The organism is Serratia grimesii, from assembly GCF_900186025.1.
GTDB classification, from domain to species: domain Bacteria; phylum Pseudomonadota; class Gammaproteobacteria; order Enterobacterales; family Enterobacteriaceae; genus Serratia; species Serratia grimesii.
Genome location: NZ_LT883155.1, coordinates 1332592 through 1357103, shown reverse-complemented (window position 1 = coordinate 1357103; position 24512 = coordinate 1332592). Strand labels below are relative to the sequence as shown.

At 53.7% G+C, this 24512-nt stretch carries 23 protein-coding genes; 6 read left to right on the top strand and 17 right to left on the bottom strand.

The genetic code is table 11. From position 1 onward, the window contains the following. Positions 1-87: 87 nt before the first annotated feature. A complete protein-coding gene (gene uvrB, locus SGBXF1_RS06320) occupies positions 88-2100 on the bottom strand; it encodes an excinuclease ABC subunit UvrB (protein ID WP_037421418.1) in 2013 nt (670 codons plus the stop codon). Positions 2101-3429: 1329 nt separating this feature from the next. Between uvrB and SGBXF1_RS06315 the strand changes: the two genes are divergently transcribed. Continuing rightward, positions 3430-4140, top strand: a complete 711-nt coding sequence (locus SGBXF1_RS06315) for an ATP-binding cassette domain-containing protein (RefSeq protein ID WP_186427991.1) — start codon at positions 3430-3432, stop codon at positions 4138-4140. 174 nt (positions 4141-4314) lie between these two features. After that, positions 4315-6003 carry a hypothetical protein gene (locus SGBXF1_RS06310; RefSeq protein ID WP_186427990.1) on the top strand — a complete coding sequence of 563 codons (1689 nt, stop codon included), beginning with the start codon at positions 4315-4317 and terminating at the stop codon, positions 6001-6003. 56 nt (positions 6004-6059) lie between these two features. On the opposite strand, the gene bioD is transcribed toward SGBXF1_RS06310, so the two are convergent. Genes bioD through bioB form a run of 4 tightly spaced genes read right to left on the bottom strand, consistent with a single transcriptional unit; the run spans position 6060 to position 9672 of the window. Then, entirely contained in the window at positions 6060-6740 is a 681-nt protein-coding gene (bioD, locus tag SGBXF1_RS06305; RefSeq protein ID WP_186427989.1) for a dethiobiotin synthase, read from the bottom strand. Beyond that, the gene (bioC, locus tag SGBXF1_RS06300; protein WP_061806917.1) at positions 6733-7500 is read right to left on the bottom strand and encodes a malonyl-ACP O-methyltransferase BioC; all 768 of its coding nucleotides are present in this window, start codon (positions 7498-7500) and stop codon (positions 6733-6735) included. Before bioC ends, bioD begins: the two co-directional genes overlap by 8 nt. After that, complete coding sequence (gene bioF / locus SGBXF1_RS06295) at positions 7484-8635, bottom strand: 8-amino-7-oxononanoate synthase (protein ID WP_186427988.1); 1152 nt, start codon at positions 8633-8635, stop codon at positions 7484-7486. Before bioF ends, bioC begins: the two co-directional genes overlap by 17 nt. Continuing rightward, entirely contained in the window at positions 8635-9672 is a 1038-nt protein-coding gene (gene bioB, locus SGBXF1_RS06290; protein ID WP_061806915.1) for a biotin synthase BioB, read from the bottom strand. Before bioB ends, bioF begins: the two co-directional genes overlap by 1 nt. Before the next feature lie 90 nt (positions 9673-9762). On the opposite strand from bioB, the gene bioA reads away from it, so the two are divergent. Beyond that, positions 9763-11037, top strand: a complete 1275-nt coding sequence (gene bioA / locus SGBXF1_RS06285) for an adenosylmethionine--8-amino-7-oxononanoate transaminase (protein ID WP_186427987.1) — start codon at positions 9763-9765, stop codon at positions 11035-11037. 4 nt (positions 11038-11041) lie between these two features. Here bioA and SGBXF1_RS06280 read toward each other — a convergent pair whose 3' ends face one another. Next, positions 11042-11443, bottom strand: a complete 402-nt coding sequence (locus SGBXF1_RS06280) for a YkvA family protein (protein WP_061806913.1) — start codon at positions 11441-11443, stop codon at positions 11042-11044. Between the two features lie 2 nt (positions 11444-11445). After that, positions 11446-11721 (bottom strand): metal/formaldehyde-sensitive transcriptional repressor, encoded by a 276-nt coding sequence (locus tag SGBXF1_RS06275; RefSeq protein ID WP_037421394.1) that lies wholly within the window; start codon positions 11719-11721, stop codon positions 11446-11448. A gap of 78 nt (positions 11722-11799) precedes the next feature. Here SGBXF1_RS06275 and dmeF point away from each other — a divergent pair, with 78 nt between their 5' ends. Both dmeF and SGBXF1_RS06265 read left to right on the top strand, forming a co-directional pair. Continuing rightward, positions 11800-12768, top strand: a complete 969-nt coding sequence (gene dmeF / locus SGBXF1_RS06270; protein WP_186427986.1) for a CDF family Co(II)/Ni(II) efflux transporter DmeF — start codon at positions 11800-11802, stop codon at positions 12766-12768. A 33-nt stretch (positions 12769-12801) separates the two neighbouring features. After that, a complete protein-coding gene (locus SGBXF1_RS06265; RefSeq protein ID WP_186427985.1) occupies positions 12802-13284 on the top strand; it encodes a kinase inhibitor in 483 nt (160 codons plus the stop codon). Between the two features lie 229 nt (positions 13285-13513). Here the strand turns inward: SGBXF1_RS06265 and pgl are convergent, their stop codons facing one another. After that, a complete protein-coding gene (gene pgl / locus SGBXF1_RS06260; RefSeq protein WP_037421385.1) occupies positions 13514-14518 on the bottom strand; it encodes a 6-phosphogluconolactonase in 1005 nt (334 codons plus the stop codon). 178 nt (positions 14519-14696) lie between these two features. Between pgl and SGBXF1_RS06255 the strand changes: the two genes are divergently transcribed. Next, on the top strand, positions 14697-15521 hold the full coding sequence (locus SGBXF1_RS06255) for a pyridoxal phosphatase (protein WP_037421382.1): 825 nt from the start codon (positions 14697-14699) through the stop codon (positions 15519-15521). Between the two features lie 43 nt (positions 15522-15564). Here the strand turns inward: SGBXF1_RS06255 and modC are convergent, their stop codons facing one another. From modC to SGBXF1_RS06210, 9 genes are all read right to left on the bottom strand, one after another. Then, the gene (modC, locus tag SGBXF1_RS06250) at positions 15565-16632 is read right to left on the bottom strand and encodes a molybdenum ABC transporter ATP-binding protein ModC (protein WP_061806910.1); all 1068 of its coding nucleotides are present in this window, start codon (positions 16630-16632) and stop codon (positions 15565-15567) included. Then, positions 16633-17322: a molybdate ABC transporter permease subunit gene (gene modB, locus SGBXF1_RS06245; RefSeq protein ID WP_186427984.1), complete on the bottom strand. Its 690-nt coding sequence runs from the start codon at positions 17320-17322 to the stop codon at positions 16633-16635. Next, complete coding sequence (modA, locus tag SGBXF1_RS06240; protein ID WP_061806909.1) at positions 17319-18092, bottom strand: molybdate ABC transporter substrate-binding protein; 774 nt, start codon at positions 18090-18092, stop codon at positions 17319-17321. The genes modB and modA overlap by 4 nt, the downstream gene beginning before the upstream one ends. A 157-nt stretch (positions 18093-18249) precedes the next feature. Continuing rightward, positions 18250-18393: an AcrZ family multidrug efflux pump-associated protein gene (locus SGBXF1_RS06235; protein ID WP_037421566.1), complete on the bottom strand. Its 144-nt coding sequence runs from the start codon at positions 18391-18393 to the stop codon at positions 18250-18252. Positions 18394-18562: 169 nt separating this feature from the next. Continuing rightward, positions 18563-19348, bottom strand: a complete 786-nt coding sequence (locus tag SGBXF1_RS06230; protein WP_186427983.1) for an ABC transporter ATP-binding protein — start codon at positions 19346-19348, stop codon at positions 18563-18565. Then, a complete protein-coding gene (locus SGBXF1_RS06225; protein WP_061806907.1) occupies positions 19345-20394 on the bottom strand; it encodes a FecCD family ABC transporter permease in 1050 nt (349 codons plus the stop codon). The genes SGBXF1_RS06230 and SGBXF1_RS06225 overlap by 4 nt, the downstream gene beginning before the upstream one ends. Before the next feature lies 1 nt (position 20395). Further along, positions 20396-21151: a class I SAM-dependent methyltransferase gene (locus SGBXF1_RS06220; protein WP_037421365.1), complete on the bottom strand. Its 756-nt coding sequence runs from the start codon at positions 21149-21151 to the stop codon at positions 20396-20398. A 1-nt stretch (position 21152) separates the two neighbouring features. Further along, positions 21153-22154, bottom strand: a complete 1002-nt coding sequence (locus SGBXF1_RS06215; protein WP_186427982.1) for an ABC transporter substrate-binding protein — start codon at positions 22152-22154, stop codon at positions 21153-21155. Positions 22155-22161: 7 nt separating this feature from the next. Next, the gene (locus tag SGBXF1_RS06210; RefSeq protein WP_186427981.1) at positions 22162-24330 is read right to left on the bottom strand and encodes a TonB-dependent siderophore receptor; all 2169 of its coding nucleotides are present in this window, start codon (positions 24328-24330) and stop codon (positions 22162-22164) included. Positions 24331-24512: the final 182 nt, after the last annotated feature.

Here is a 24512-nt window from a genome sequence, read left to right as displayed (position 1 = left end):
GAATTGGCCGCACACCATAATCAGCTTTGGCAGGAGCGACAAGGATTTTATGTTTGGCAGCGCTGCCTCACGCAGCGCGCCAACCGGTCACGAAATTGCGATAAACTGCTCACGCAGCTGGTGAATTTCGTCACGCAAGCCCGCCGCCTGTTCGAACTCAAGGTTCTGAGCATGCGTGTACATCTGCGCTTCCAACTCGCGGATTTTTTGATCCAAAGCTTTTGGCGTGAGGTTTTGGTACTGCTCTGCATTTTCCGCCGCCTTACCCTTCCCTCGGCCTTTACCGCGATTACCCGGTTTGCCCAGTTGCAGAATATCAGAAACTTTCTTGTTCAGGCCCTGCGGCACAATGCCGTTTTCTTCGTTGAACGCCTGCTGTTTGGCGCGACGGCGCTCAGTCTCGCTAATCGCCCTGGCCATCGAGTCGGTAATTCTGTCGCCGTAAAGGATCGCCTTACCATTCAGGTTACGTGCCGCACGGCCAATGGTTTGGATAAGCGAGCGTTCCGAACGCAGGAAGCCTTCTTTATCGGCGTCCAAAATCGCCACCAGCGACACCTCAGGCATGTCCAACCCCTCACGCAGCAAGTTGATACCCACCAGCACATCAAACTCGCCCAGGCGCAGGTCACGAATGATTTCGACACGTTCCACGGTATCAATGTCCGAATGCAGGTAACGTACGCGCTCACCATGCTCTTCCAGGTATTCCGTCAGGTCTTCCGCCATGCGTTTGGTCAGTGTGGTGACCAGCACCCGCTCGTTGATCGCCACCCGTTTACGGATCTCAGAAAGCAGATCGTCCACCTGGGTAGTCACCGGTCGCACTTCTATCAGAGGATCCAGTAGCCCAGTTGGTCGCACAACCTGATCGATAATGTCATCGCCGGATTTCTCCAGCTCATACTTGCCTGGTGTGGCTGACACATAAATCGTCTGCGGAGCCAGTGCTTCAAACTCTTCAAAGCGCAGCGGACGGTTGTCCAGTGCCGAAGGCAGGCGAAAACCGTATTCAACCAAGGTTTCCTTACGCGAACGGTCACCCTTGAACATGGCACCGATTTGCGGAATGGTGACGTGTGATTCGTCGACCACCAGCAGGCCATCGGCCGGTAAATAGTCAAACAGCGTTGGTGGCGGCTCGCCTTCCCCACGCCCTGACAGATAACGCGAGTAGTTTTCAATGCCGGAGCAATAGCCCAGTTCGTTCATCATCTCCAGATCAAACTGAGTGCGCTGCGTCAAACGTTGTTCTTCCAGCAGCTTATTGTTGGCCAGTAACACCTTTCGCCGCTCGGCCAGATCCACTTTGATCTCTTCCATCGCCTGCAGGATCCGCTCACGCGGCGTCACGTAGTGCGACTTCGGATAAATGGTAAAGCGCTGTACTATCTGCTCGATCTGCCCGGTCAAGGGATCAAACAACGAAAGCCGTTCTACTTCTTCATCAAACAGCTCAATACGCAGCGCCAACTCGTCTGACTCTGCCGGGAAAATATCGATCACCTCGCCGCGCACACGGAAGGTTGCGCGCTGGAAGGCTTGATCGTTACGGGTATATTGCAGTTCTGCCAAACGGCGCAGGATCGAACGCTGATCGATAATCATACCTTTGGTCAGATGCAGCATCATCTTCAGGTACAGATCCGGATCGCCCAAGCCGTAGATCGCGGATACCGACGCCACCACGATAACGTCGCGACGTTCCAGCAACGCTTTGGTCGCAGAAAGGCGCATTTGCTCGATGTGTTCATTCACCGCAGCGTCTTTCTCAATAAAAGTGTCGGAGCTGGGAACGTAGGCTTCGGGTTGGTAATAGTCGTAGTAAGAAACAAAATACTCGACCGCATTCTCAGGAAAGAACTCTTTCATCTCGCCGTAAAGCTGTGCCGCCAGCGTTTTGTTGGGTGCCAGCACCATGGTCGGCCGGTTAAGATCAGCGATCACATTAGCGATAGTAAATGTCTTACCCGAACCGGTAACGCCCAATAGAGTTTGGTGAGCAAGGCCGTCTTCCAGACCCTCTTCCAACTTACTGATGGCTTGCGGCTGATCGCCGGCCGGTTTGAAATCAGAATGCAGTTTGAAAATTTTACTCATATACCCTTCGTCTTTCAAATTGCCACGTTGCTGCCGGCGGTCGTGGTGAGCGGGCGCAGCATGCAGCGCCCCTACCTGGAGATATGCGCGCTCAGGCGGCCATAGAGCTAATGCTCGATGAATGGCCTCTAATTATGGAAAGCCCCGGCGATTTTCGCCAGTGCCTATGATACTGGATATAAAACCAGCTTCAAGCGATTCGTCTCTTTAGCGTGCGTCAAACCAGGCTGAATGCACCGGTAGAGTTACAGCGGCGTGACATTTTTATTGTCAATAACAGATTTATCCCCAAAATCCGTCACGAATTAACTTCTTGGTATCACTCAGGCCAAAAATCATACATAGAGACTTCATCGGTACAATGCCGGCTTGATTTTAGTTAATTTATTGATAAATAATAATTTTATAAAAAAGACGAGATTGCGGACAAAGCGAACAGAACCCGCGTCAGCTCTCGCTTCAAACCGCTTTTCTAAATCTAATGCACAAGGTTATCCACAGGAATAGTGGATAACTCTCACCGCCCCGCCAGTGGCGGGAGTTGCAGAAAGAACGCTTTTTGCCGTTTCTCATCGCCTGAACGGCTTTTTTAGTTATTTTTTCACAAAAATATCGCTCTGTTTATGCCGATTAATGCTAAAAAGACCCATTGCCAAAAACAGATTCATCTCATTGTTACCGTCACCTGTTGCATCTTTCCACAACCGGCGAAATAGTTTGCACCATAACTATTCTTCGCAGCACTGGAAGAGTGCAAAAATCGTCCGCGTTAACTTTCCCCCTCTGTTCTCCCCTGTAGCAATACCCCGGCTCAGCCCGGCTAGCCGTTAACAAGGCAATAACAATCACCCTTTTTAATTGATGTAAAAAGTTGGCCCACTGCTTGCATTACCTTTTCACACCAAAAGTCCACTGGGATAAATATTCGGGGCTGGGCGGAGAAATGACCGGTAATCCGCTCAACCTCAGCACAGTACGAAATAGCAGACATTTGCGTGTTAAAAACAGAAGAGCGCTGACAAACGGTTATTAGTCACCTTTTTAGGCTCTATATTGCTTGTTTCACCTTGAACCGAACTACCTCATTAAAGGTAGTCGAACAGCATTTTATTCTGGACATTTAGACACTCGGGAAAGAAACCGCAAACGCGTAAACGGCAACCAGGACGGGATAAAACAAGGAAGTAGAGAGTTCGATTAGCGTTCCTGCACCGGTCGTCCCGTCGCACCACCAGGTGTGATCGGCGTGACCAGTTAAGGCGGCGTTACGCCAGCGCCCCAAGGGCGCACATCCACGAGTGGTATACAGGTCTTTGAGGAGAGTGCAGAATGTTGAGTTTAAGGGCAGTAAATCAGTTCTACGGGCAAAATCACACCCTCTGGGACATCAATCTTGAGTTGCCACGCGGCCAGTGTACAGTGCTGATTGGCCGTAACGGTGTAGGCAAAACCACACTGGTCAACTGCATTATGGGTCACTTGCCTGTCGTCAGTGGCAGCATGACCTGGCAATTGGCCGACGAACCCCCGCAGAATCTATTACAGCAACCGGTTGAAACCCGTGCGGCACTTGGCATCAGCTATGTACCGCAGGGCCGGCAGATATTTTCTCAGCTCAGCGTGGAAGAAAACCTACAGGTAGCACTCATGGCCAGCCGCGATAAGACCCGTCGCATTCCGCCATTGGTTTACACCCTGTTCCCCAATCTGCGGGAAATGCGCAGCCGGCGCGCTGGCGACTTAGCCAATGGTGAACAACAACAACTGGCGATTGGTCGTGCTCTGGTACTGGAACCCGAGTTACTGATACTCGATGAGCCCACCCATGGCGTTCAGCCGACAATCGCTGGCGATATCGGTAACGTGATCCGTAAACTCAACCGTGAACTGGGTATGACTATCCTGTTAGTCGAGCACAAACTGCCGTTTGTTCGTCGCGTAGCGGATCGTTTTTACCTGATGGACCAGGGGCGCAGCGTCGCAGATGGCACACTAGAACAGTTGGATGAAGAATTGATTAATGCCTATTTGGCCGTGTGACTGACAGGGGCGTGAAATATTGCGCCCCACTTCTCATCGAGAAACGGTTGCTTTGCTAAGGGCAGCCGCTGTTGTACCAACACTGGCAGAACCAGGTAGGCTGGCAGCTGCCAACATCTCCCTTCATATTCAACGGGTTTTCACATCCGATAAATTTGAATTGAGGGTTAAACCATGGCTGATAATGACGCACAATTTATTCAATATAGCGATCTGGACAATAAGAACTGGACTTTAAAAGAACGCCTCGATGTAGAGGGCATTTACGTCAAGTCACGTGATGAGTTGGTCAAGGCGCAAACCTTTATTACAGACACATTAAAAAGGCCGACGATTGTAAAATTCACGGCCCCCTTTGAGGTGTGGACCGCCCCCAAGACCGATATCGACGTCGGCTTCGTTTATATTGACGGCAACGGCGTAAATATCACCACCAACATCCCAAATGGGACGAAAGACAATCACAACTACTTCCTGCGCTGCTACACGACGGCTAAAGCACTCGATAACGGGATCCCCATTCGCCCTGCACCAATCTTAAAGAACTTTACCGTCAAGGGGATTGGAGCCAAACAACAGCTCTCGACGGCTTCCATTACCGATGATAAAGAGGAAATAGTATACAATTTTATTGACGGGATTCGTTTTCAATCACCGGAAAGCCTGTTGGGAAACTTTTCCGTTAATAACGTATATATTTCCGGTTTCTATTACGGAATGTACTTTGGTAACAACGCGTATATTGGGCATCACTATGCCTGTGAGATAGTCCGTTGCTATGAATGCGTGCATATGCCGCCTGCTACAACCACTAATATGCCACCAACACAAACCGGTGACGAAAATACGACAGCTCAAAATTTTGGCGAAGGGATTAACTTCTTTGGTGGCACTATTGGCAACTCTCAAGGACTAGCGATTGGTAATCAGAACCCGAACGGCGCATTTCGTTTCTTCGGCACATCAATAGATTATGCGGGTGCGATTGTAAATGTAGAAGCTGGAAGCGTTGAGTTGCACGGCTGCCATATTGAATTCGGTAATAGTAATAGCCCACTTTCTGACTCCCCCTTCCGTTGTAGCGCCAACCAAAATGCGTCATTACTTATTCAGGGTGGGGAAATCATTACGCTGCAAACCACTCTGGCCCAAGACTACTGTTTTTACGCCGAAGCAGGCAGCAGCGGAATTATCGTAGACAACGTTAAGTTCTATGGGGTACGAACAGCTACTGGCCGTTATTTTGGCGGTACTGGCGACTTTGTGATTAAAAACAGTCGGCTGGATGGCGGCGGTGGCGGCAAAGGCATTCAGACTTTGACCACCGCCAATAATAACAAGCTTAAAGACGGTAATTTCTCATTTACTTCCAAGCCGCTAGGTTGGGAGGTTTCCGGTGGCAACGTCAGCAGCCCCTTCATCTCGGACGCCATTACCCTGGCTATTGAGGCCGGTGCAGGCGTTAACAGCAGCAATGCGCTAAAAGTGACCAAGCTGGGAAATACCAACTCCAGCGCCGGTGTACGAGTGGTTGTCCCGGTATCCCAATATGAACAGCTAGGCGCCTGTTTTACCTTAAAAGTACTGAATGGCGGCACCGGCAATTTATTTGCCACACTCAGTTATGCCTGTATTCAGGAGACGGAAAGCAACGGCGTATCGATCATCGCTAAATCAGATGTAGCAGCCTGGGATGGCACTCTCAATGCCAGTGATTATGCCGAGTTTAAAGAATACCGTTTTAACGCTAACCGACGCAAAGTGCCTGTTTGGGCAACCCACGTCATTTTGTCTTTCAACTTGTATGCTTTGGCGAAAAACGGGGTGCTTTACTTAGATAATGCATGCATCACCGCCATGTAAAACGGCAAGTCAGCTCTCTCCGTCCACGGTAAATCCGTGGACGGAAGGCTTAACCCTCAATGAGGTAAAACGCTCAAATCCAGGTAATGCCCCAACGCTTGTCGTTCAGGTTTAGGCAGATGCGGGATCTCCCCCAACAACGGTGCAGGCAACATGCGGCGCAGCGTGGCCAGATATTCCTGATGGCGACGGCCCGGTGGGCTAACATCATTGGCAATCCAGCCGACCAACGACAGTCCTGCTTGCTGGATTGCCTGCGCGGTCAGCACTGCGTGGTTAATGCAACCCAGCTTGATACCCACCACCAAAATCACCGGCAGCTGTTCCTGCTGTACCCAGTCCGCAAAGGTATGTTGCTCAGAAAGCGGTGTAAACCAGCCACCGGCTCCTTCTGTTAGCAACCAGTCTGCTTTTTGTTCCAGATGACGTAACCCCGCAGAAAGCTGCGCCAGTTCTATTGGTCGGCCTTCATCGGCACTGACAATATGCGGTGACGTCGGTTCGGCAAAAACATAAGGGTTCACCTCATGGTAGTTCAGCGCCACCGCACTGTTAGCCTGCAATGCCAACGCATCACTATTACGTAGTCCTTCGTCAGTCATCTCACTGCCTGAAGCCACCGGCTTGTAGCCAGCAGTGCGGTAGCCCGCCAGATTAGCAGCCTGCAATAAGGCACTGCTCGCCATCGTTTTGCCGACTTCAGTATCAGTTCCTGTGACAAACCAACGCTTAATCACGATAAATCACTCCATAAACCAAATGATAACTGAGCGGGAACTGCCCATGCTGGCAGGGGTAGGCCGCCTGTAAGGCTGCAAGCCGCCTGCGAGACAGCAACCCGGCCTCTCGGCCTTGGTGCAAATGAGTCGCCCCAATCCCTTTGAGCGATCGCATCAGCGACATGACATCCGGATAGTTCAGGGTTTGCCACTCCGCTTCCAGGCTGTGGCGGTAACCGGCACAGGCCGACGCGATCTCCTCCAACGGCAGAAAATCATTCACATGGCGTTCGCCGTCTACTTGCTGCCAGGCGTCACCTAATTCGCGCAACGATCCTGCCGCCAAGGTAGAAAACAGAATCACGCCGCCCGGGCGAGTTACACGATACAGCTCTGCCAGCGCGCGCGGCAGATCGTTGCACCATTGCACGACCAGACTGCTAAAACAGATATCCACCACTTCCGCGGGAAGCGGCACGTTTTCTATATCCCCCAGCAGGTAATGATCGGCCGCCTGTTGCTGACGAGCAAACGCCAGCATGCCCGGCGCCAAGTCGAGTGCCGTGACCTGCTTGCCCAGTGCACGCCAGCGACGACTGAAGTGACCAGTACCACATCCCGCATCGAGCAATTGCTCGCCGGGATGATCCAGCCCCATCCCCAGCAAGCGCTCACCAACATCACGTTGCAGCACCGCCGCGGCGTCATAACTGCCTGCCGCTCGGCTAAAGGCCGAGGCTACCGCATGTTTATTAACCTGCTCAAATGCTGACGTCATGCAGTACCTCCAGCAACCTGTCGATATCCTGCGGTTGATGCGCCGCTGTCAGCGTAATACGCAGACGCGCTCCGCCCGGAGGAACCGTTGGCGGGCGAATGGCACTCACCCACAGGCCCTGTTCACGCAGACGCTGTGCCAGATCGAGCGCACGTTGGTTATCGCCCACCAGCAAAGGTTGAATGGCGGTAACCGACTCCGTCAGAGTCAGCGACAACTGGGCAGCTCCCTGGCGGAAACGTTGGATGTTGTCCTTCAACCGGGCACGCAATTCATCGCCCTGCTGGATACAGTGTAAGGCCGCTTGCAGTGCGCAGGCTTGCGCCGGTGGCATTGCCGTGCTGTAAATCAGATGGCGAGCAAACTGCAGCAGGTATTCAGCCGTTGCTTCATCACACAACACGGCGGCCCCGCTGAGGCCAAAGGCTTTGCCAAAAGTGACCACCAACAGTTCGGGCCGGACGCCTTGCTGCCAGCAGCTGCCGCGCCCCTGATCGCCGTGTACGCCGATACCATGCGCGTCATCCACCATCAGCCAGGCCCCCGCCGCGCGGGTTAAACGGTGCAGTTCCGCCAATGGCGCACTGTCGCCGTCCATGCTGAACACCCCTTCGGTCACCGCCAGCATCTGGCCGTCGCAGGATTTAGCGAGCAAATCAGCCAGCGCCTGTGGCTGATTATGGCGAAAACGACGCAACTGGGCCGGTGAATGGGCAGCGGCTTCCAGCAGCGAAGCATGGCTGAGCCGATCGGCTAAAATGCGATCCTCGGCCTGCATCAGAGCTGCCAGCAGCGCCTGGTTGGCGGCATAGCCAGAGATAAACAGCAACGCACGCGGGTAGCCGAGCCATTCCGCCAATTGCTGTTCCAGCTTCTGATGCGCCGTAGAAAACCCCGTTACATGGCCAGAGCCCCCACTACCGACACCATACTGCTGTGCACCCTGCTGCCAGGCGGCGATCACGCGCGCATCCTGACTCAGGCCAAGGTAGTCATTGCCGGAGAAATTCAGGTAGCACTCACCGTTAAGCTGAATATGGCGACCATTGCCGCCCTGATTCACCTGGCGACGGCGGTAAGCGGCGCTCTGCTGCCGCTCATCCAATGCCTGTTCAATACGTTGTTGCCAGCTCATTACAGCGCCGCGTTGTAAAACTCAGCGGTATCCGCCTGCATCAACTGGGCAGCCAGCACTTCTTGTTGCTGGTTGTCGCCGTGCTCGGTTTCAGTCTGCTGTGGGTTCAGGCCCAGCTTACGGAACAATTGCAGATCTTTATCCTCTTCCGGATTCGGTGTCGTCAGCAATTTACAGCCATAGAAGATGGAGTTGGCACCAGCCATAAAGCACATCGCCTGGGTTTGCTCATTCATTTGCTCACGACCGGCGGACAAGCGTACGTAAGAAGCCGGCATCATGATGCGTGCCACCGCAATGGTGCGGATGAAATCAAAAGGATCGACGTCTTCGTTATCCGCCAGTGGCGTGCCTTTTACCTTCACCAGCATATTGATTGGCACACTTTCAGGCGGGGTTGGCAGATTGGCCAACTGCACCAACAGTCCGGCACGATCGCGTACCGTCTCGCCCAACCCAACGATGCCGCCAGAGCACACTTTAATGCCCGCACCGCGCACCTTACCCAAGGTATCCAAACGTTCCTGATAGCTGCGAGTGGTAATGATATTGCCGTAGAACTCTGGTGAGGTATCCAGGTTGTGGTTGTAATAGTCCAATCCGGCTTCTGCCAGCCGATCCGCCTGCGTGCCGTCCAACGTACCCAGCGTCATGCAGGTTTCCATGCCCATCGCCTTCACCCCTTGCACCATCTGCTCCAAGTAAGGCATATCGCGCTCATGCGGGTTTTTCCATGCGGCCCCCATGCAGAAACGGGTCGAACCATTCGCCTTGGCTTTGCGTGCAGATTCCAGTACCTGCTCCACCTGCATCAATCGTTCAGACTCAAGGCCTGTTTTGTAGCGTGAGCTTTGTGGACAGTACTTACAGTCTTCCGGGCAAGCGCCAGTTTTGATTGATAACAGCGTGCTCACCTGAACCTGACGCGGGTCAAAATGCTGGCGGTGCACCGTCTGAGCTTCAAATAACAGTTCAAGCAGAGGTTTATCAAAAAGGGTCTGGGCAAGACCCACTGTCCAGTGAATACGATCGGCCATCACGGCGTCTCCAAAAATTAAAAAAGTGTCGTCAGTTTAGATATTGTGGATATACTGTCAACCATTACGAACATGATTTGGTTTACAAGTATGTCTATCACTGCTGCCGACCTAGAATTTGACCAGCGCCACATTTGGCACCCGTACACTTCCATGAGCCACCCGCTCCCCTGTTATGCAGTAGAAGCTGCCAGCGGCGTAGAGCTACAACTGGCAGATGGCCGTCGCTTGGTTGACGGCATGTCTTCCTGGTGGGCGGCAATCCACGGGTATAACCACCCACAACTGAATCACGCAGCCACGCAGCAATTGGAAAAAATGTCGCACGTGATGTTCGGTGGCATTACCCATCCCTCTGCGATTGCGCTGTGTCGTAAGCTGGTGGAGATGACGCCAGAAGCGCTGCAATGCGTGTTCTTGGCAGATTCCGGCTCAGTGGCGGTGGAGGTCTCGCTGAAGATGGCGCTGCAATATTGGCAGGCACGTGGGGAACGGCGGCAACGCATTTTGACCCTACGGCACGGCTATCACGGCGATACCTTCGGTGCCATGTCAGTGTGCGACCCGGACAACTCGATGCACAGCCTGTATCAGGGTTACCTGGCGCCACACTTGTTCGCTACCGCGCCACAATGCAGTTTCGACCAGGCCTGGGATGAAAATGATATCGCGCCGTTCGCCGCGCTGTTGGAACAGCATGCCGGAGAAGTAGCGGCAGTGATCCTGGAACCCGTCGTTCAGGGGGCCGGCGGCATGCGCATCTACCATCCAACCTACCTTAAGCGAGTGCGTGAGCTCTGCGATCGTCATCAGGTGCTGCTCATCGCCGATGAAATTGCCACCGGTTTCGGTCGCACTGGCAAGCTGTTTGCCTGTGAACACGCCGACGTCGTGCCGGATATTCTGTGTCTGGGTAAAGCGCTGACCGGCGGTTATATGACGCTGTCTGCTACCCTCACCACACGTCACGTGGCGGAAACCATCAGCAACGGTGCCGCAGGCTGCTTTATGCACGGGCCTACCTTTATGGGCAATCCGCTGGCCTGTGCGGTGGCCAACGCCAGCCTGTCACTGCTGGCGGAAAACCGCTGGCAGCAGCAGGTCGCTGCTATCGAAACCCAATTGAAACAGCAGCTATTACCGTTGAAGGCTTTGCCAAAAGTGGCGGATGTGCGGGTGTTAGGGGCAATTGGCGTGGTGGAGATGCGTGAGCCCGTAGATGTGGCACAGCTCCAGCGTGGATTCGTTGAACGTGGCGTGTGGATCCGGCCATTCGGCAAACTGATTTACCTGATGCCGCCATACATCATTGAATCCGAGCAGCTCAGCCGGTTGACCGCCGCGGTAACGGCAGCGGTGCAATAATCAATTACCAATGCTGGTCCAAATAGCGGGCCAGCATCACCAGACACAACACCCACAGTACAATAATCAATGCTGCCGCCATGCGGCCAGTAGGATTATCGATGCGTTGCTGTGCTTTCTCACGAAACTCCGCCATCAACGGCTTGGGGATCAGGCGTACCGCCAGCATGATACCCAACGGCACAATGATTACGTCGTCCAGATAACCCAAAACCGGGATAAAATCTGGAATCAGATCTATGGGTGACACGGCATATCCTGCAACCAACAAGGCAATCAACTTCGCATACCATGGCGTACGCCGGTCGCGGGCCGCCAACCACAGTGCATAAATGTCGCGCTTGATACCCTTGGCCCAGCGGCGCAGCCAGCCAAACCACGGCGTGCGTTTTTTTAATGAAATCATGGTCACTTCATATAAGAACGTAAAACTGTCATCAATTGTTCGATATCTTGTTCGCGTTGCTGTGGCGTTGCATCTTCCGCAGTCAGATGTTCACGCACGTGCCCTTCCAGCACCTGCGCCATCAAACCGTTTACTGCGCCACGTACCGCCGCAATCTGCTGCAGAATAGCAGAACATTCGCCGCCATTCTCCAGTGCTCTCTCCAGCGCTTCCGCCTGTCCTTTTATGCGGCGCACCCGCGCCAACAGTTTTTTCTGATCTTTAATGGTATGGCTCATCGGCATCATCCAATTGTTATTTAGCATACTGGGGTATAGTATATTTATACGTTATTCACTTCGTTGAGATCCCAGATTATGACGTCACACGCCCCCGCTTTGCACCGCGAGCACAGCCACGTTTTCGACGATGGTAACCCATTGGCAGAAAGGAATACCAGATGGGCCGTGATACTCACCGCCAGTATGATGGTGATTGAAATTGCTGGCGGCTGGATGTTCAACTCAATGGCGCTGTTAGCTGATGGTTGGCACATGAGTTCGCACGCGCTGGCGTTGGGCCTTTCGGTATTAGCCTATAGCGCCGCACGCAGGCTGGCAAAAGACCGCAGATTCAGCCTCGGCACCTGGAAAATCGAGGTACTGACCGGTTATACCAGCGCGGTCTTACTGGTGCTGGTTGCTGCACTGATGCTGTTTCAATCTGTGGAACACCTGCTGAACCCTAGCCCAATACATTACAACCAGGCGATTGCTATCGGCATCGTGGGATTGGGCGTCAACCTGGCCTGCGCCTGGCTGTTACGCGGTGGTGGCCATGACCACCATCATCATGGTCATACTCATGACCACCATCAGGATCTTAACCTGCGCTCTGCGTATATTCATGTGATCGCCGATGCGGCAACTTCAGTGTTGGCAATAGTCGCCCTGTTTGGCGGCAAGCTGTGGGGGGCCAGTTGGCTCGACCCACTGATGGGGATTGTCGGGGCAATATTGGTCGCGGCTTGGGCCTATAGCCTGATGCGAGATAGCGGCAAGATCCTGCTGGATGCCGAAATGGACGCACCGGTAGCGGAAGAAATCCGTCAGGTGTTGGCCGACTCTGGCCACGCGCTGGCGATTACCGATTTGCATCTTGGCCGCATCGGTAAAGGTAAGTATCAATGCGTGCTGGCCCTGAGCAGTGCTGACAACGCTCTTACCGCCGACAGAGTGCGCCAACTATTGGCCATCCACGATGAACTGGTGCATATCACGGTAGAGATCAATCGGCCGCCGCTAGCGCAGGGGGTTGTATTGTTCCGGCAAAACAGTCTAGCTTAGGGACTCTGCTTTTACCGACAACTGGGAGTCACCATGGCTTTTCGTTTGTACAGCAACGATCTTCAGGACGGCGCAAAAATGCCGGAACGCCAGGTCTTTAACGGCATGGGTTATCACGGCGATAACCTATCTCCACATCTGGCCTGGGATGGCGTGCCGGAAGGCACCAAGAGTTTTGTGATTTCGGTATACGATCCCGATGCCCCGACGGGTTCAGGCTGGTGGCATTGGGTGGTAGCCAATATCCCGGCGGCGACGCGCGAACTGCCACAGGGTGCAGGCTCAGGTAAAGGGGGTTTACCAGCCGGTGCTATCCAGACCCGCACCGACTTTGGTTCTGCCGGTTACGGCGGCGCGGCCCCACCACAGGGCGAAAGTCACCGTTATCACTTCACCGTGCATGCGCTGGACGTAGAAAGTATTGAGGTAGATGAAGGCTCCAGCGGCGCGCTGGTGGGTTTTAACGTGCACTTCCATAGCCTTGGAAGTGCCACACTGACGGTGAAGTACAGCTGATATGGCTCGGGGCGGGTATATCCGCCCCGATGGAAATGTGGATTCGGCGTTAATAAACATACATGTAGCGAAAGCCTGTTTACTCCCCTACATGCCATACCGTGCGTAATACTCTCTTTCTATACCCTAAATAATTGGAGTTGCATCAAGGCGGCAAATTTGTGAGTCCCCAGGCGCTTACTCAAGTAAGTGACTGGGGTGAGCAAATGCAGCCAACTCAGAGGCAGCTTCAAGTATGACGGGTATCTAACACGCTTACCCACATCGGCCCTTTTCCTACCGGGTACCGTGCCAGCGTGGTCAGCTTGCCGCTGGCCTGATCAATCTCATACACCCCGATATGACCGGACTTCTGACCGGACGAAATCACAAAACGGCCGCTGTGGTCGATATTGAAGCCGCGAGGCTGTTCCTCAGTCGGATGATAACCAACCACCGACAAGGTACTGCCATCTTCGGATACGCTGAAAATAGTCAGAATACTGGCGGTGCGGTCACTGGTGTACAGGAAGCGGCCGTTTGGCGTGATATGAATATCCGCCGCCCAGCGGGTGCCGTTGAAATCGGACGGCATGATATCCAGCGTTTGCACCAGAGTATATTTGCCACCGTTTTCGCTGATGGCGAGCACGTCTACCGTTCCATCCAACTCATTCACGCAGTAGGCATATTTGTCGTTATGGTGGAATGCCATATGACGCGGGCCTGCCCCACTGGCAGTCGCCACCGCTTCCTGGCTGTGTGGCGTCAGTTCGCCTTGCAAGTCCAGATTAAACAGGCGGATGCGATCTTCTTTCAGACAAGGCACCAGCAACAGTTGATTGGTTGGGTCGATATTGGCCGAGTGCGGCGCGGTCAAACCGTCGATCTGCTGGATAGGCGCTACCACCACACCGTCATGGCCGATAGGGCTGACGCTGGCACAGTTACCGCTGTAAGAAGCAGAGAACAGATAACGCCCCTGCAAATCGGTAGAAATATGGGTTGGGCTGCCTGGCAGCGGCGCCATACCGGCCTGTTGCAGTTTGCCATCCGCCTCAATGCGGTAGCTGACAATACCGAAAGCCGGACGCACACCCACGTACAGATGCGTTCTGTCCGGGTGGATCGCCATCGGTTGTACCTGGCCCGGGGCCTCGACGGTCTGCAGCAACTCTAACGCCCCCGTGTCGCTTAACTGCCACACGTGAATTTGTTGGCTTTCCGGGCTGGCGACATAAACGATTTGCTTCATGTATTCTCCTCGAATAGGGTAAAAGAGAAACCGGTTTCAGGTTTTTCGGTTTCCCCTAGCTTACCTCACATCCGTGACATAACAACCCTGTGTTGTAGATGAAATATGTGCGGTTTTATCCATCGCTTATCCGGTGTACCATCGGTTTAATTTTGTTGCTAACGATAATGAGATCCCTATGAGCTACCGCGTCATTGCCCTCGATCTGGATGGCACCTTGCTGGATACCCAAAAACGCATATTACCGCAGTCACTGGCAGCCCTGGCTGAAGCGCGTGCCGCCGGCGTCAAAGTAGTGGTAGTCACCGGTCGCCATCATGTCGCGATCCATCCGTTCTATCAGGCGCTGGAGATAGATACCCCAGCGATCTGCTGCAACGGCACCTATCTGTATGACTTCCAGCAGAAAAAAGTGTTGGCTGCCGATCCACTGGAAAAAGATCAGGCCCGGTTGGTTCTGCAGATGCTAAAACAAAGCGACATCCATGGTCTGATGTACGTAGATGATGCCATGCTGTATCAGGATCCGAGTGGTCACGTCACCCGTTCATTAGCCTGGGCGGAAACCCTGCCACCAGCGCAACGCCCAACGCTGCTACAGGTCAATAGCCTGGTTCAGGCAGCCGATGAAGCGAAGTCCATCTGGAAGTTCGCCACGTCACATGCCGATATCCCTGCGCTGCGCAACTTTGCTGAAACAGTGGAAAAAGAACTGGGGTTAGCGTGTGAATGGTCGTGGCACGATCAGGTCGACATCGCCAAAGGCGGTAACAGCAAAGGGAAACGCCTGCAGCAATGGGTCGAGTCACAGGGCCTGAGCATGGATCAGGTGGTGGCCTTCGGGGATAACTACAACGATCTCAGTATGCTGGAAGCGGTGGGGTTGGGTGTGGCAATGGGCAATGCCGATGATGCCATCAAACAACGTGCCGATCTGGTGATCGCCGATCACCTGCAACCCGGTATCGCCGAGGTGATCCGCACGCGGGTACTGGGTCAGTAAAATGCAATGCCCTCTCTTCTATTATTAGATGGGAGGGTATTATTCAGCGTGCTTCGCGGCTGATCGACACGCTTTTGACCTGTGCATACAACCACTGTCCTGGCCTGATCGCCAGTTCGTCTCGTGCCCACGGTGTAATCCGCGCCCACAGTACGCTTTCCCCTACTGCCAGTTTCACCTCTACCTGCCCATTTACCTCCAGGCACTCGGTCACCTTGGCTGGCAAAACGTTGCGAATACTGCTGTTGACCGGCGGTTGTAATACCAACGAAACATCGGCGGCATTAATGCGTATACGCAGTTGAGCCCCCAGTGCCGCATCAACGCCGCTGACCCATAGACGTTGATCACCTAATGCCAACGCAGTCATCGCATAGCGCGTGTGATGTTCGATCACACTGACACGCAACACGCTGCTCTGATCTTCGCGCTGTAACCACGGACGCAATGCACTGCTGGCCCACACCTCCTCCAGCCCACCGAATGCCCTTACCTGGCCGTTATCCAACACCATCACCTGCTCCGCCAACTGCAGAATTTCATCCATGCTATGGCTAACGTAGAGGATGGGGATATTGACATCCTGTGCCAGCCGCTCCAAATAGGGTAGCAACTCGCGCTTACGGGGTAGATCCAGTGACGCCAACGGTTCATCCATCAACAACAGTTCTGGTGCAGTCAGCAAAGCGCGGCCAATCGCCACTCGCTGTTTCTCACCCCCTGACAGCGTCAACGGCAGGCGATTGAGCAGCGGACCGATCCCCAATAGCTCAACAATGCTGTCGAACTGTTTGCGCATGCCGGCGGCCATGCCGTATTGCAGGTTGCCGCGCACCCGGTAATGCGGGAATAGACGCGCGTCCTGGAACACATAGCCAATACGGCGTTTTTCTGGTGGAAGACAAAGGCCCCGGTCGGTATCCACCAGTGTGCGACCATTGAGCACAATACGCCCCTGTTGCAGACGAGTCAGACCACCGACGGCGTTAATTAATGAGGTTTTACCGGCGCCAGATAAACCAAAGATGGCAGTAATCCCCTGGGCAGGCAGATCGGCGCGGACATTGAGGTTCAGATCGCCAAGGCGTTGGGAAAAGTCCAGTTCCAGCATTTACACGCCCATCCGTTTGCGACCCCAGCGGACTAGCCACTCGGAAACCATCAGTGAAACCAGTGACAACACAATAGCAATCACACACAAGCGTGCGGCGGCGGCTTCTGCCCCCGGTGTTTCTATCAGGGTATACATCGCCAGCGGGATGGTGCGCGTTTCACCAGGAATATTGGAAACAAAGGTAATGGTGGCACCGAACTCACCCAATGAGCGAGCAAAAGCCAACACCACACCAACAATGACTCCGGGTAACGACAATGGCAACGTGATGGTGAAAAACACTCGCCACGGGTTAGCACCAAGCGTACGGGCCGCCTGCTCTAAACGGGTATCCACCGCTTCCAGCGCTAACCGAATAGCGCGTACCATGAGCGGAAATGCCACCACAGCAGAAGCCAAGGCAGCGCCACGCCAACTAAAGCTGAAACTGAGACCAAACCAGTCATACAGCCATTCGCCAATCACGCCGCGCCGCCCCATGGCGATCAGCAATAAATAGCCGACCACCACAGGCGGTAGCACCAACGGCAGATGAATAATACTGTCCAGCAGTGACTTGCCGGGGAAACGGCAGCGTACCAACACCCAAGCCATCAGAATGCCGAAGGGTAAGCTACATACTACCGCCAGGGCGGACACTTTCAGGCTCAGTTCTACCGCCTGCCATTCGTACTCACTCAACATCATTTACGCGGGGAGAATCCATAATGTTTGAAAATAGCGGCCGCTTCTGGGCCCTTCAGGTAGCTGTAGAACGCGCTAACAGCGGGTGTTTGATGGCCTTTAACAATCGCCATCGGGTATTCAACCGGTTTATGGCTGTCTTCTGGGAAGATGGCCACAACGCTGACTTTATCACTGGCTACCGCGTCTGAACCATACACAATGCCCAGTGGCGCTTCACCACGTTCCACTAACGCCATAGCGCTACGTACGTTGTTGGCGCGTGCCAGCTTAGGTTCCAATGCAGTCCAGGCACCGAGGTTTTGCAATGCTTCCTTGGCATAGATACCGGCCGGTACGTGATCCGGATCGCCCACCGACAGACGGCCGCCATTGAGCAGTTTTGTCCAATCAGTCTGTTTATCGAGTGTAATTTTAGCCTGTTTGGTGTCTTTAGCTGCGATCAGCACCAATTCGTTACCCAACAGGGTATAGCGCGTGTCTTTAACCATCTGCTGTTTGTCGATGGCATAATCCATCCACTGCTGATCGGCGGAGATAAACAAATCAGCGGGAGCGCCCTGCTCAATCTGACGTGCCAACGTGGAGGAAGAGGCGAATGAAGACACCACCTGGACATCCTTGCCTTTCTGATATTGAGTTGCGATGTCCTGCAGCGCGTTAGTCAGCGATGCTGCTGCAAAAACGGTAATTTTTTCTGCCGCAGACGCCTGCATGACCATACCGGATGCCAATACGATACCGCCGACCCACTTAGTCCATTGCTGTTTCATTGTTTTCTCCGCAAGTTAACGTGCATTATCACTCTTCGTTATATAAAAAATAATATAACGTCGCGCAGAAGCTTGTCATGCGGTTTATCGGCAGAGTGGGACATAACTTGAGAAACACCCGCCGAACGGTGCCGACGGGTATAGGGAAGGGGTGGTGCTAGGTGCGATTCTCTTTAGAATGGCCCACTTTGGAGAAGATGTTGAACACCTCACCCAAACCGTAGATCAAACCGAGAATGATAGCCATCACAATCGGTACCATCACGACGGCGAACAGCAAACTTTCCAATAATTCCAACATGGTAGCCTCACTTAACTGCCCATTGAGCGGTAATGAACACCGCCACGTAAGCTTTACTTTAAACCAAAATACACAGTAAAACGTGGTTATTTTAAAGGCTGTATAAAATTTGTAACCGGCCAAACGTGCCATTTGTGCAGCAATGCGGAATTCCGACACCCAATAGACGTTATTGGGCAGGATAATAGATCAGCGGTGCAGCATAATCGCTAACCGATGCCAAACGGGCGTTTACACCATACACGACGCTAATCGTCTCAGGTATCAGCACCTGCGGCGGTGGGCCAAAAGCATGCAAACCGCCCTCTTTTAACAACATCAGTCGGTCACAGTAACAGGCCGCTAAATTCAGATCGTGCAGAGACACCACCACGCTGATGCCCAAACGTCGCAGCAAAGCCATAAACTGATGTTGGTGGGCAATATCAAGATGATTAGCGGGTTCATCCAGCAGCAGCCACGGCGTTTGCTGTGCCAATGCGCGTGCCAGATGGACACGCTGCTGCTCGCCGCCTGACAACTGATGCCATTCTCGCTCGGCAAGCGATGAAATTCCCACTTGCTCCATAGCCTGTCCGGCAATGCGATAATCTTCTGCACTAAATCCCACCCAACGGCTGGCATAGACCAAGCGCCCAAGCAACACCACGTCTTTTACCGGTATGGCAAACGCACTGGGTCCGGACTGTTCGAGGAAAGTCATCCGTTTCGCCCGCTCGTGCCCCTTCAACGTAGCAATATCCGTCTCCTGCAGATAAATTCGCCCTCGGCTGGGCGGAAGCAACCCCGCCAATAGTTTGAGTAGCGTGGATTTTCCACTCCCGTTAACGCCGAGCACACCAGTAACTTCACCGGGGCGGACCTGAAAACTGAGGTTGTTTAGCACTGAATTTTCCGGCGTTGACCACCCTAAATGTTCAGCACGCAACCCGGATACTTCGCGTTCAACCCTCATGCGTTTATTTTCCGATATAACAATGCCAGAAACACCGGGACGCCTAACAACGCAGTCAGTACTCCAACCGGTAACTCACGAGGCGCAAACAAGGTTCTGGCCAACGTATCTGCTGCAACGGCAAACAGCGCACCGCACAATGCACTGGCTGGCAGTAACAACCGGTGGCGTGGCCCAACCAGCAGCCTGGCGACATGGGGCACTGTCAGTCCGATAAACCCCACTGCACCGCTGAACGCAACAATCACCGCGGTCAGCGCCATAGTAGTGACATACAGCAGCAGCTTCAGTGGTACCACCGCCACCCCCAAAGAGGCTGCGGTCAGGCCACCAAAAGCCAGAGCATCCAGCTCCCCTGCCCTCATCCAGCAAATTAATAACGCCGCCACCAGCAGCAACGTGATCAGGCCGACCTGCGGCCAACGCGCATCACTGAAAGAACCCAGTAGCCAAAACATTACGCCACGAGTGGCATTGGCGTCCGCCTGCCACAGGGTAATTAGCGAAGTCAAAGCTGAAAGCAGCTGTGTAACAGCGACGCCAGCCAGAATAAACAACGATGACTCAGCATGCAGAGAACGCCCGGCGAGCAGTAAAACCAGCGCAAACGCTCCGGCCGCACCGATAAATGCCCCACCTGGCACCGACAACAGCCCCCCGCCAATGCCCAAAACAAGCACAAGAACCGCGCCCACACCTGCACCGGAAGAGATCCCCAATACCCAAGGATCGGCCAGTGGGTTGCGTGTCAGTGATTGCAGGAGAGTGCCGGCCAATGCCAATCCGGCGCCAGCTACCGCAGCCAGCAAAGCTCTTGGCATTCTCAGCGACCAGATTATCCGTTGGTAAACCTCCGTGTTTCCGGAGGCATTAACAGCACCGGGGTCAGATAAAATATGCCATGCATCCTGCAGCGATATAGGGGCCGGTCCATACAACGACGCACCCAGTAAAAACAGCGGCAACGCGAGGGTGAGCATTAACAACCAGCAGCCCCCAGAGCATCGCGGTAGGCGAGTGAAACGGCGACGTACGGACCCATCCATGCTATTTCCAGCCTGCAATCACGTAGTCATCCAGCAATTGCCAGACCGGCCCTGCCTCTTTAAAACCGGCCTGTATCAAACTGGCGACGTGAAAGTCCAATGCTGCTGCAGGAGGTACTGGTCGCCCGGCGAACAGGCTTTCCCTCTGTTGCCGATATTGCGCCAATTCCGGCAATTGCTGCACGTTGGCAAACCACTGATCCCAGTCTTCGACACCGTTTTGCCAGGCCCGTTGTTGCGTCTGGTCATCGTGTTGCTTCGCGAACGCCTTAATGCGCGGGTGCCGATGATCAAAACGCTGGTGATCAGCATTCAAAAACACGCCACCGTCGGGCAATAATTCAGCAATGTTGCGATACAAAACCCCCAATTGCTCCGGCATTAGCCAATGCAGTGCGGTACTGGAAACTGCCGCCTGCGGTGCGGGGCCACTCAGCAATGAAAAGCAGTCAGGATCGGCGAGATCGGCCTGAAGGATACGGATCCGATCGCCGTATTCCGCCAAGGCGCCACGGGCAATTGCCAGCAATAACGGATCAAGATCCATTGCCGTTACCTTGGCTTTCGGGAAGCGCTGAAGGATACGTAAGCTGAGTGAGCCAGGCCCACAGGCCAGATCCAGCACATGAAAATCCTGACCTGCCGAGAGTTCCAGTACATCCAGTTGTGCATTGAAACGCGCTTCCCGCTCGGCGATGTAGGCACCTTGTTGTTGATCCCACGAGGCCAGCAGTGAAGAGAATGAAAAGGAGGACATATCAGGGTTCCTTATTGGGAATGGGCAATGGTGAGACCTGTTGCTGCAGGCCCATGATTAAACGATGCAAAGCCGGGACCGTACGGACCGAGGGATCCAGGTCATAACCGGGCAAGATGACGTAGTGCTTTTGCCGTACGGCACGCAGGGTTGCCGTTAGCGGGTGATGTTCTAAAAAATGGATTTTGTCTTTGGCACTGTCGCCGAGGCCGCCGCGGGGCAAATCGCCAAGCACAATCACATCAGGATCACGGGCCGCGATGGTTTCCCAAGAGACGGTAGGCCAAAGTGCTGGTAGATCAGCAAATAGATTTTCGCTGCCAACCTGCTGGGTTAGCAGCGACGGTGCACCGCAGCAGCCTGCCACATAAGGGGTTTGGGTACCGGCATACCACCAAAGCAATCGCTGATGAGGAAGTGATGCCGCCTGTAGCCTGAATTCTCGCAGCTGAGCTTGCTGATGCTGGATTAACGTTTCGGCGTGGCGCGAGACGTTAAAAATGCGAGCAATATCTCTCAGCTCGGCAAAAATGCCGTCGAAGCTCGCTACTGAGTTTACCGTGCTTTGCTGTCCCCGACAGACATTGGGCGAGAGATACGTCGCGATCCCCCACTCTGTTAGCCGTTCGCGATTAGGGGTTTCCGGGCTATTGAGCCAGTAGTAGCTGGCCGAGTAGATAAAATCCGGATTCAATAACAGCAAGGGCTCCGCCGCTGGCGGTGCGGTGGCTGACAGCTTACTCAGGACCTTATCCCATCCTGCTGACGCAGAAGAAGGCACAGTATCCTGCGCGTAGTCATAGCCAATAATGCCAACAACACGCGCCACGAGTCCCAGAGCCAGCATATTTTCCAGCGCAGGATTCGCGTACACCAGTACGCGTTCAGGCACCACCGGGTAACGGTATTGTTGGCCACAGTTGCTCAACGTCACAGGCTTAGCCTGCACCAATGTGCTAATCACCACCCCAAGTGCGCACAACAGGCGGATTATCGACGGCATGGCGCTATCAGAACCTCACCGAAATAAAGCTTTCATAGGTACGCGACGGCGCAATCAGCACCTGATCCGGGTAAGTACGCTGGTAGGCATACAGTTGGTTGGTGGCATTTCTGATACGAACGCCTAGGTTAACGATCGGGGTTAGTTGATAGTCTGCTGCCAGATCGAGCGTGGTGTAGGCCGGCATTTTGCGCTGGTTGGCATCGTCGTTATAACTGCTCCCAACATAGCGCAGCGATGAAGTTAGCCCCAGTGACTCCGTCGGCTTGTAACGCGCAGTAAGATTGGCGGTCCAGTCAGGAATGTAAGCCGGACGATTGCCGTTATAGCTACGCAACGGGCTACCGCCACGGTATTCATCGTAGCGGGCGTGTGTATAGGCCGCATTGGCAGCCAGTTCCCATTGCCAGCTTGGTCGCAGCATTACACTTAACTCAACACCGCGCGAAGTCTGTCGACCGACAGCATTCAAGGTATCCGGCTGCTGTGCATTGGGCACAAATAAGTTGTCCTTACGCAGCTCGTACAACGCCAGTGTGGCTTCCCCCTTATTTTCCCAAAACTGGCCCTTGGCACCCATTTCCCATTGGCGCGTCCGGGTTAGCGGCAAACCGGTTTGTGTCGGGCTTAAAAAGAACAGATCGGTGCCGGGTTCCTGACCCGTGGTGTAGTTAGCGTAGACATTAAGATTATCGGTTAACGCATAACTGGGCCCCAGGCTCCAGACGCTAAACACGTAGGTGTGCTTATGGGTTTCCTCTTGTGGGCTTTGGAAATGCCAATCCATCAGCATATGGTTGTAACGCAGTTGCCCCAGCAAGGTTAAGCGCTCAGTCAGACTGAAATGGTCTTCCAAAAATCCCGCGTACTGGTTTTGCGTGACGTGACGAACGGGGGAACGCTGACGGTCGGTTCCCTGCGAGAAATCTTCTCTGACCGGAGCCAGCAGCGAAACGTCCTCAGAACCGGGAAAGCCGTTAGAGTAGTACTGGAAGCGGCGTTTGCTCACATCAACACCGACCACCAACCGGTTATCAAAACCACCCAGCGGCCGATCAAACACCAGTGAACTGCGGTTGCCAATTAGATCATCATCATGGGCCAACGCCCCGAAAGAATCGCGATTAACATAGCCAGGTTGGGTTGCGGCCGACGTACGAAAACGTTCTACATTGTGCCACTCACGAAAACCGCTGTAGTAATAGAACTGGTTATGCAGTTCGATTTCCGGCGTGGTGAACCAGTCCAAACTGGCCTGGAACGAAGTGGCATTGCTCTGGATCCGACTGTCAGTCAGGTTGTTGTAGTTGATATCGCGCAGTTCGCGGGCAATGCGTCCGTCCACCAGCGGTGTGCCGTAGTAAGGATTGGTAGTACGGTTCAGCATACGGTCCAAACTTAGCGTGAGCAGGGCATTTTCTGTCAGTTTAAACAGTAAGGCACCAGACACTCGTTTCTGTTTATCGCGTTCATATTGGACGTTGGTACCGTTGTCGCTGCCGCTGATATCCAGACGATAAGCCGCCACATCGTCCAAAAGCGCACCGCCAGCACCAATATGCAGACGCTGACTGTTGTAGCTAGACAAACCGTAGTCAAGCTCAACAGGCTGGCGACTAAACGTTGGCTGGCGCGAAACCAAATTGACGCTACCGCCAGCAGCACTCAGCCCATTTAGCACTGAGCCAGGGCCGCGCAGAACCTCAACACTGTCGTAGTGGGAGGGATCCGCCAACTGGATCGTACTGCCAGGCGTTTCGACACCGTTATACAACCAAGAGACCGGCCTAAAACCACGTAGCGAAAAGTTATTACTCAGCGTAGGTGAAGCCACGCCAGACATACCGGTCGCGTGTTCGACCACATCAGCCAGTGTTTGGTCTCCACGCTGCTCAATAGCCTGCCGGTTGATAACGTCCACACTGCGTGGCGTTTCCTGGCTGGTCAGCCCCAAACGTGAAGCCGCCTGTGTGACTGCGTCTAATGAACCGTATGTGCTTTGAGGCGCAGTTGATGCTTCTACGGTAACACTGTCTTCACAGCGCAGTGACTTGTCCGCTTTGTCACAGTCGTTGACGGCGGCCAGAGCGGTATCCGACAAGAGAAAAAACAAAGTGGTAATCAGACAACAAAGTGATTTTCCTGGCGTGACGAAACGCCTGCGTGCAGCACTCATTTACAGCATCCCTGTGGTGAAATAAAAACGTGGCGAGGCCTGAGGCCATCTTTATATTTTTAGTTATGTTATAACATATCAAATATCAATCACCAGTTTTATTGTCCTTGTGCACTCCTCCACGACAACCAACGATCCATCCTTTGGCGCTTTGCTGCTAAATCAGCGACAATAAGACTTTT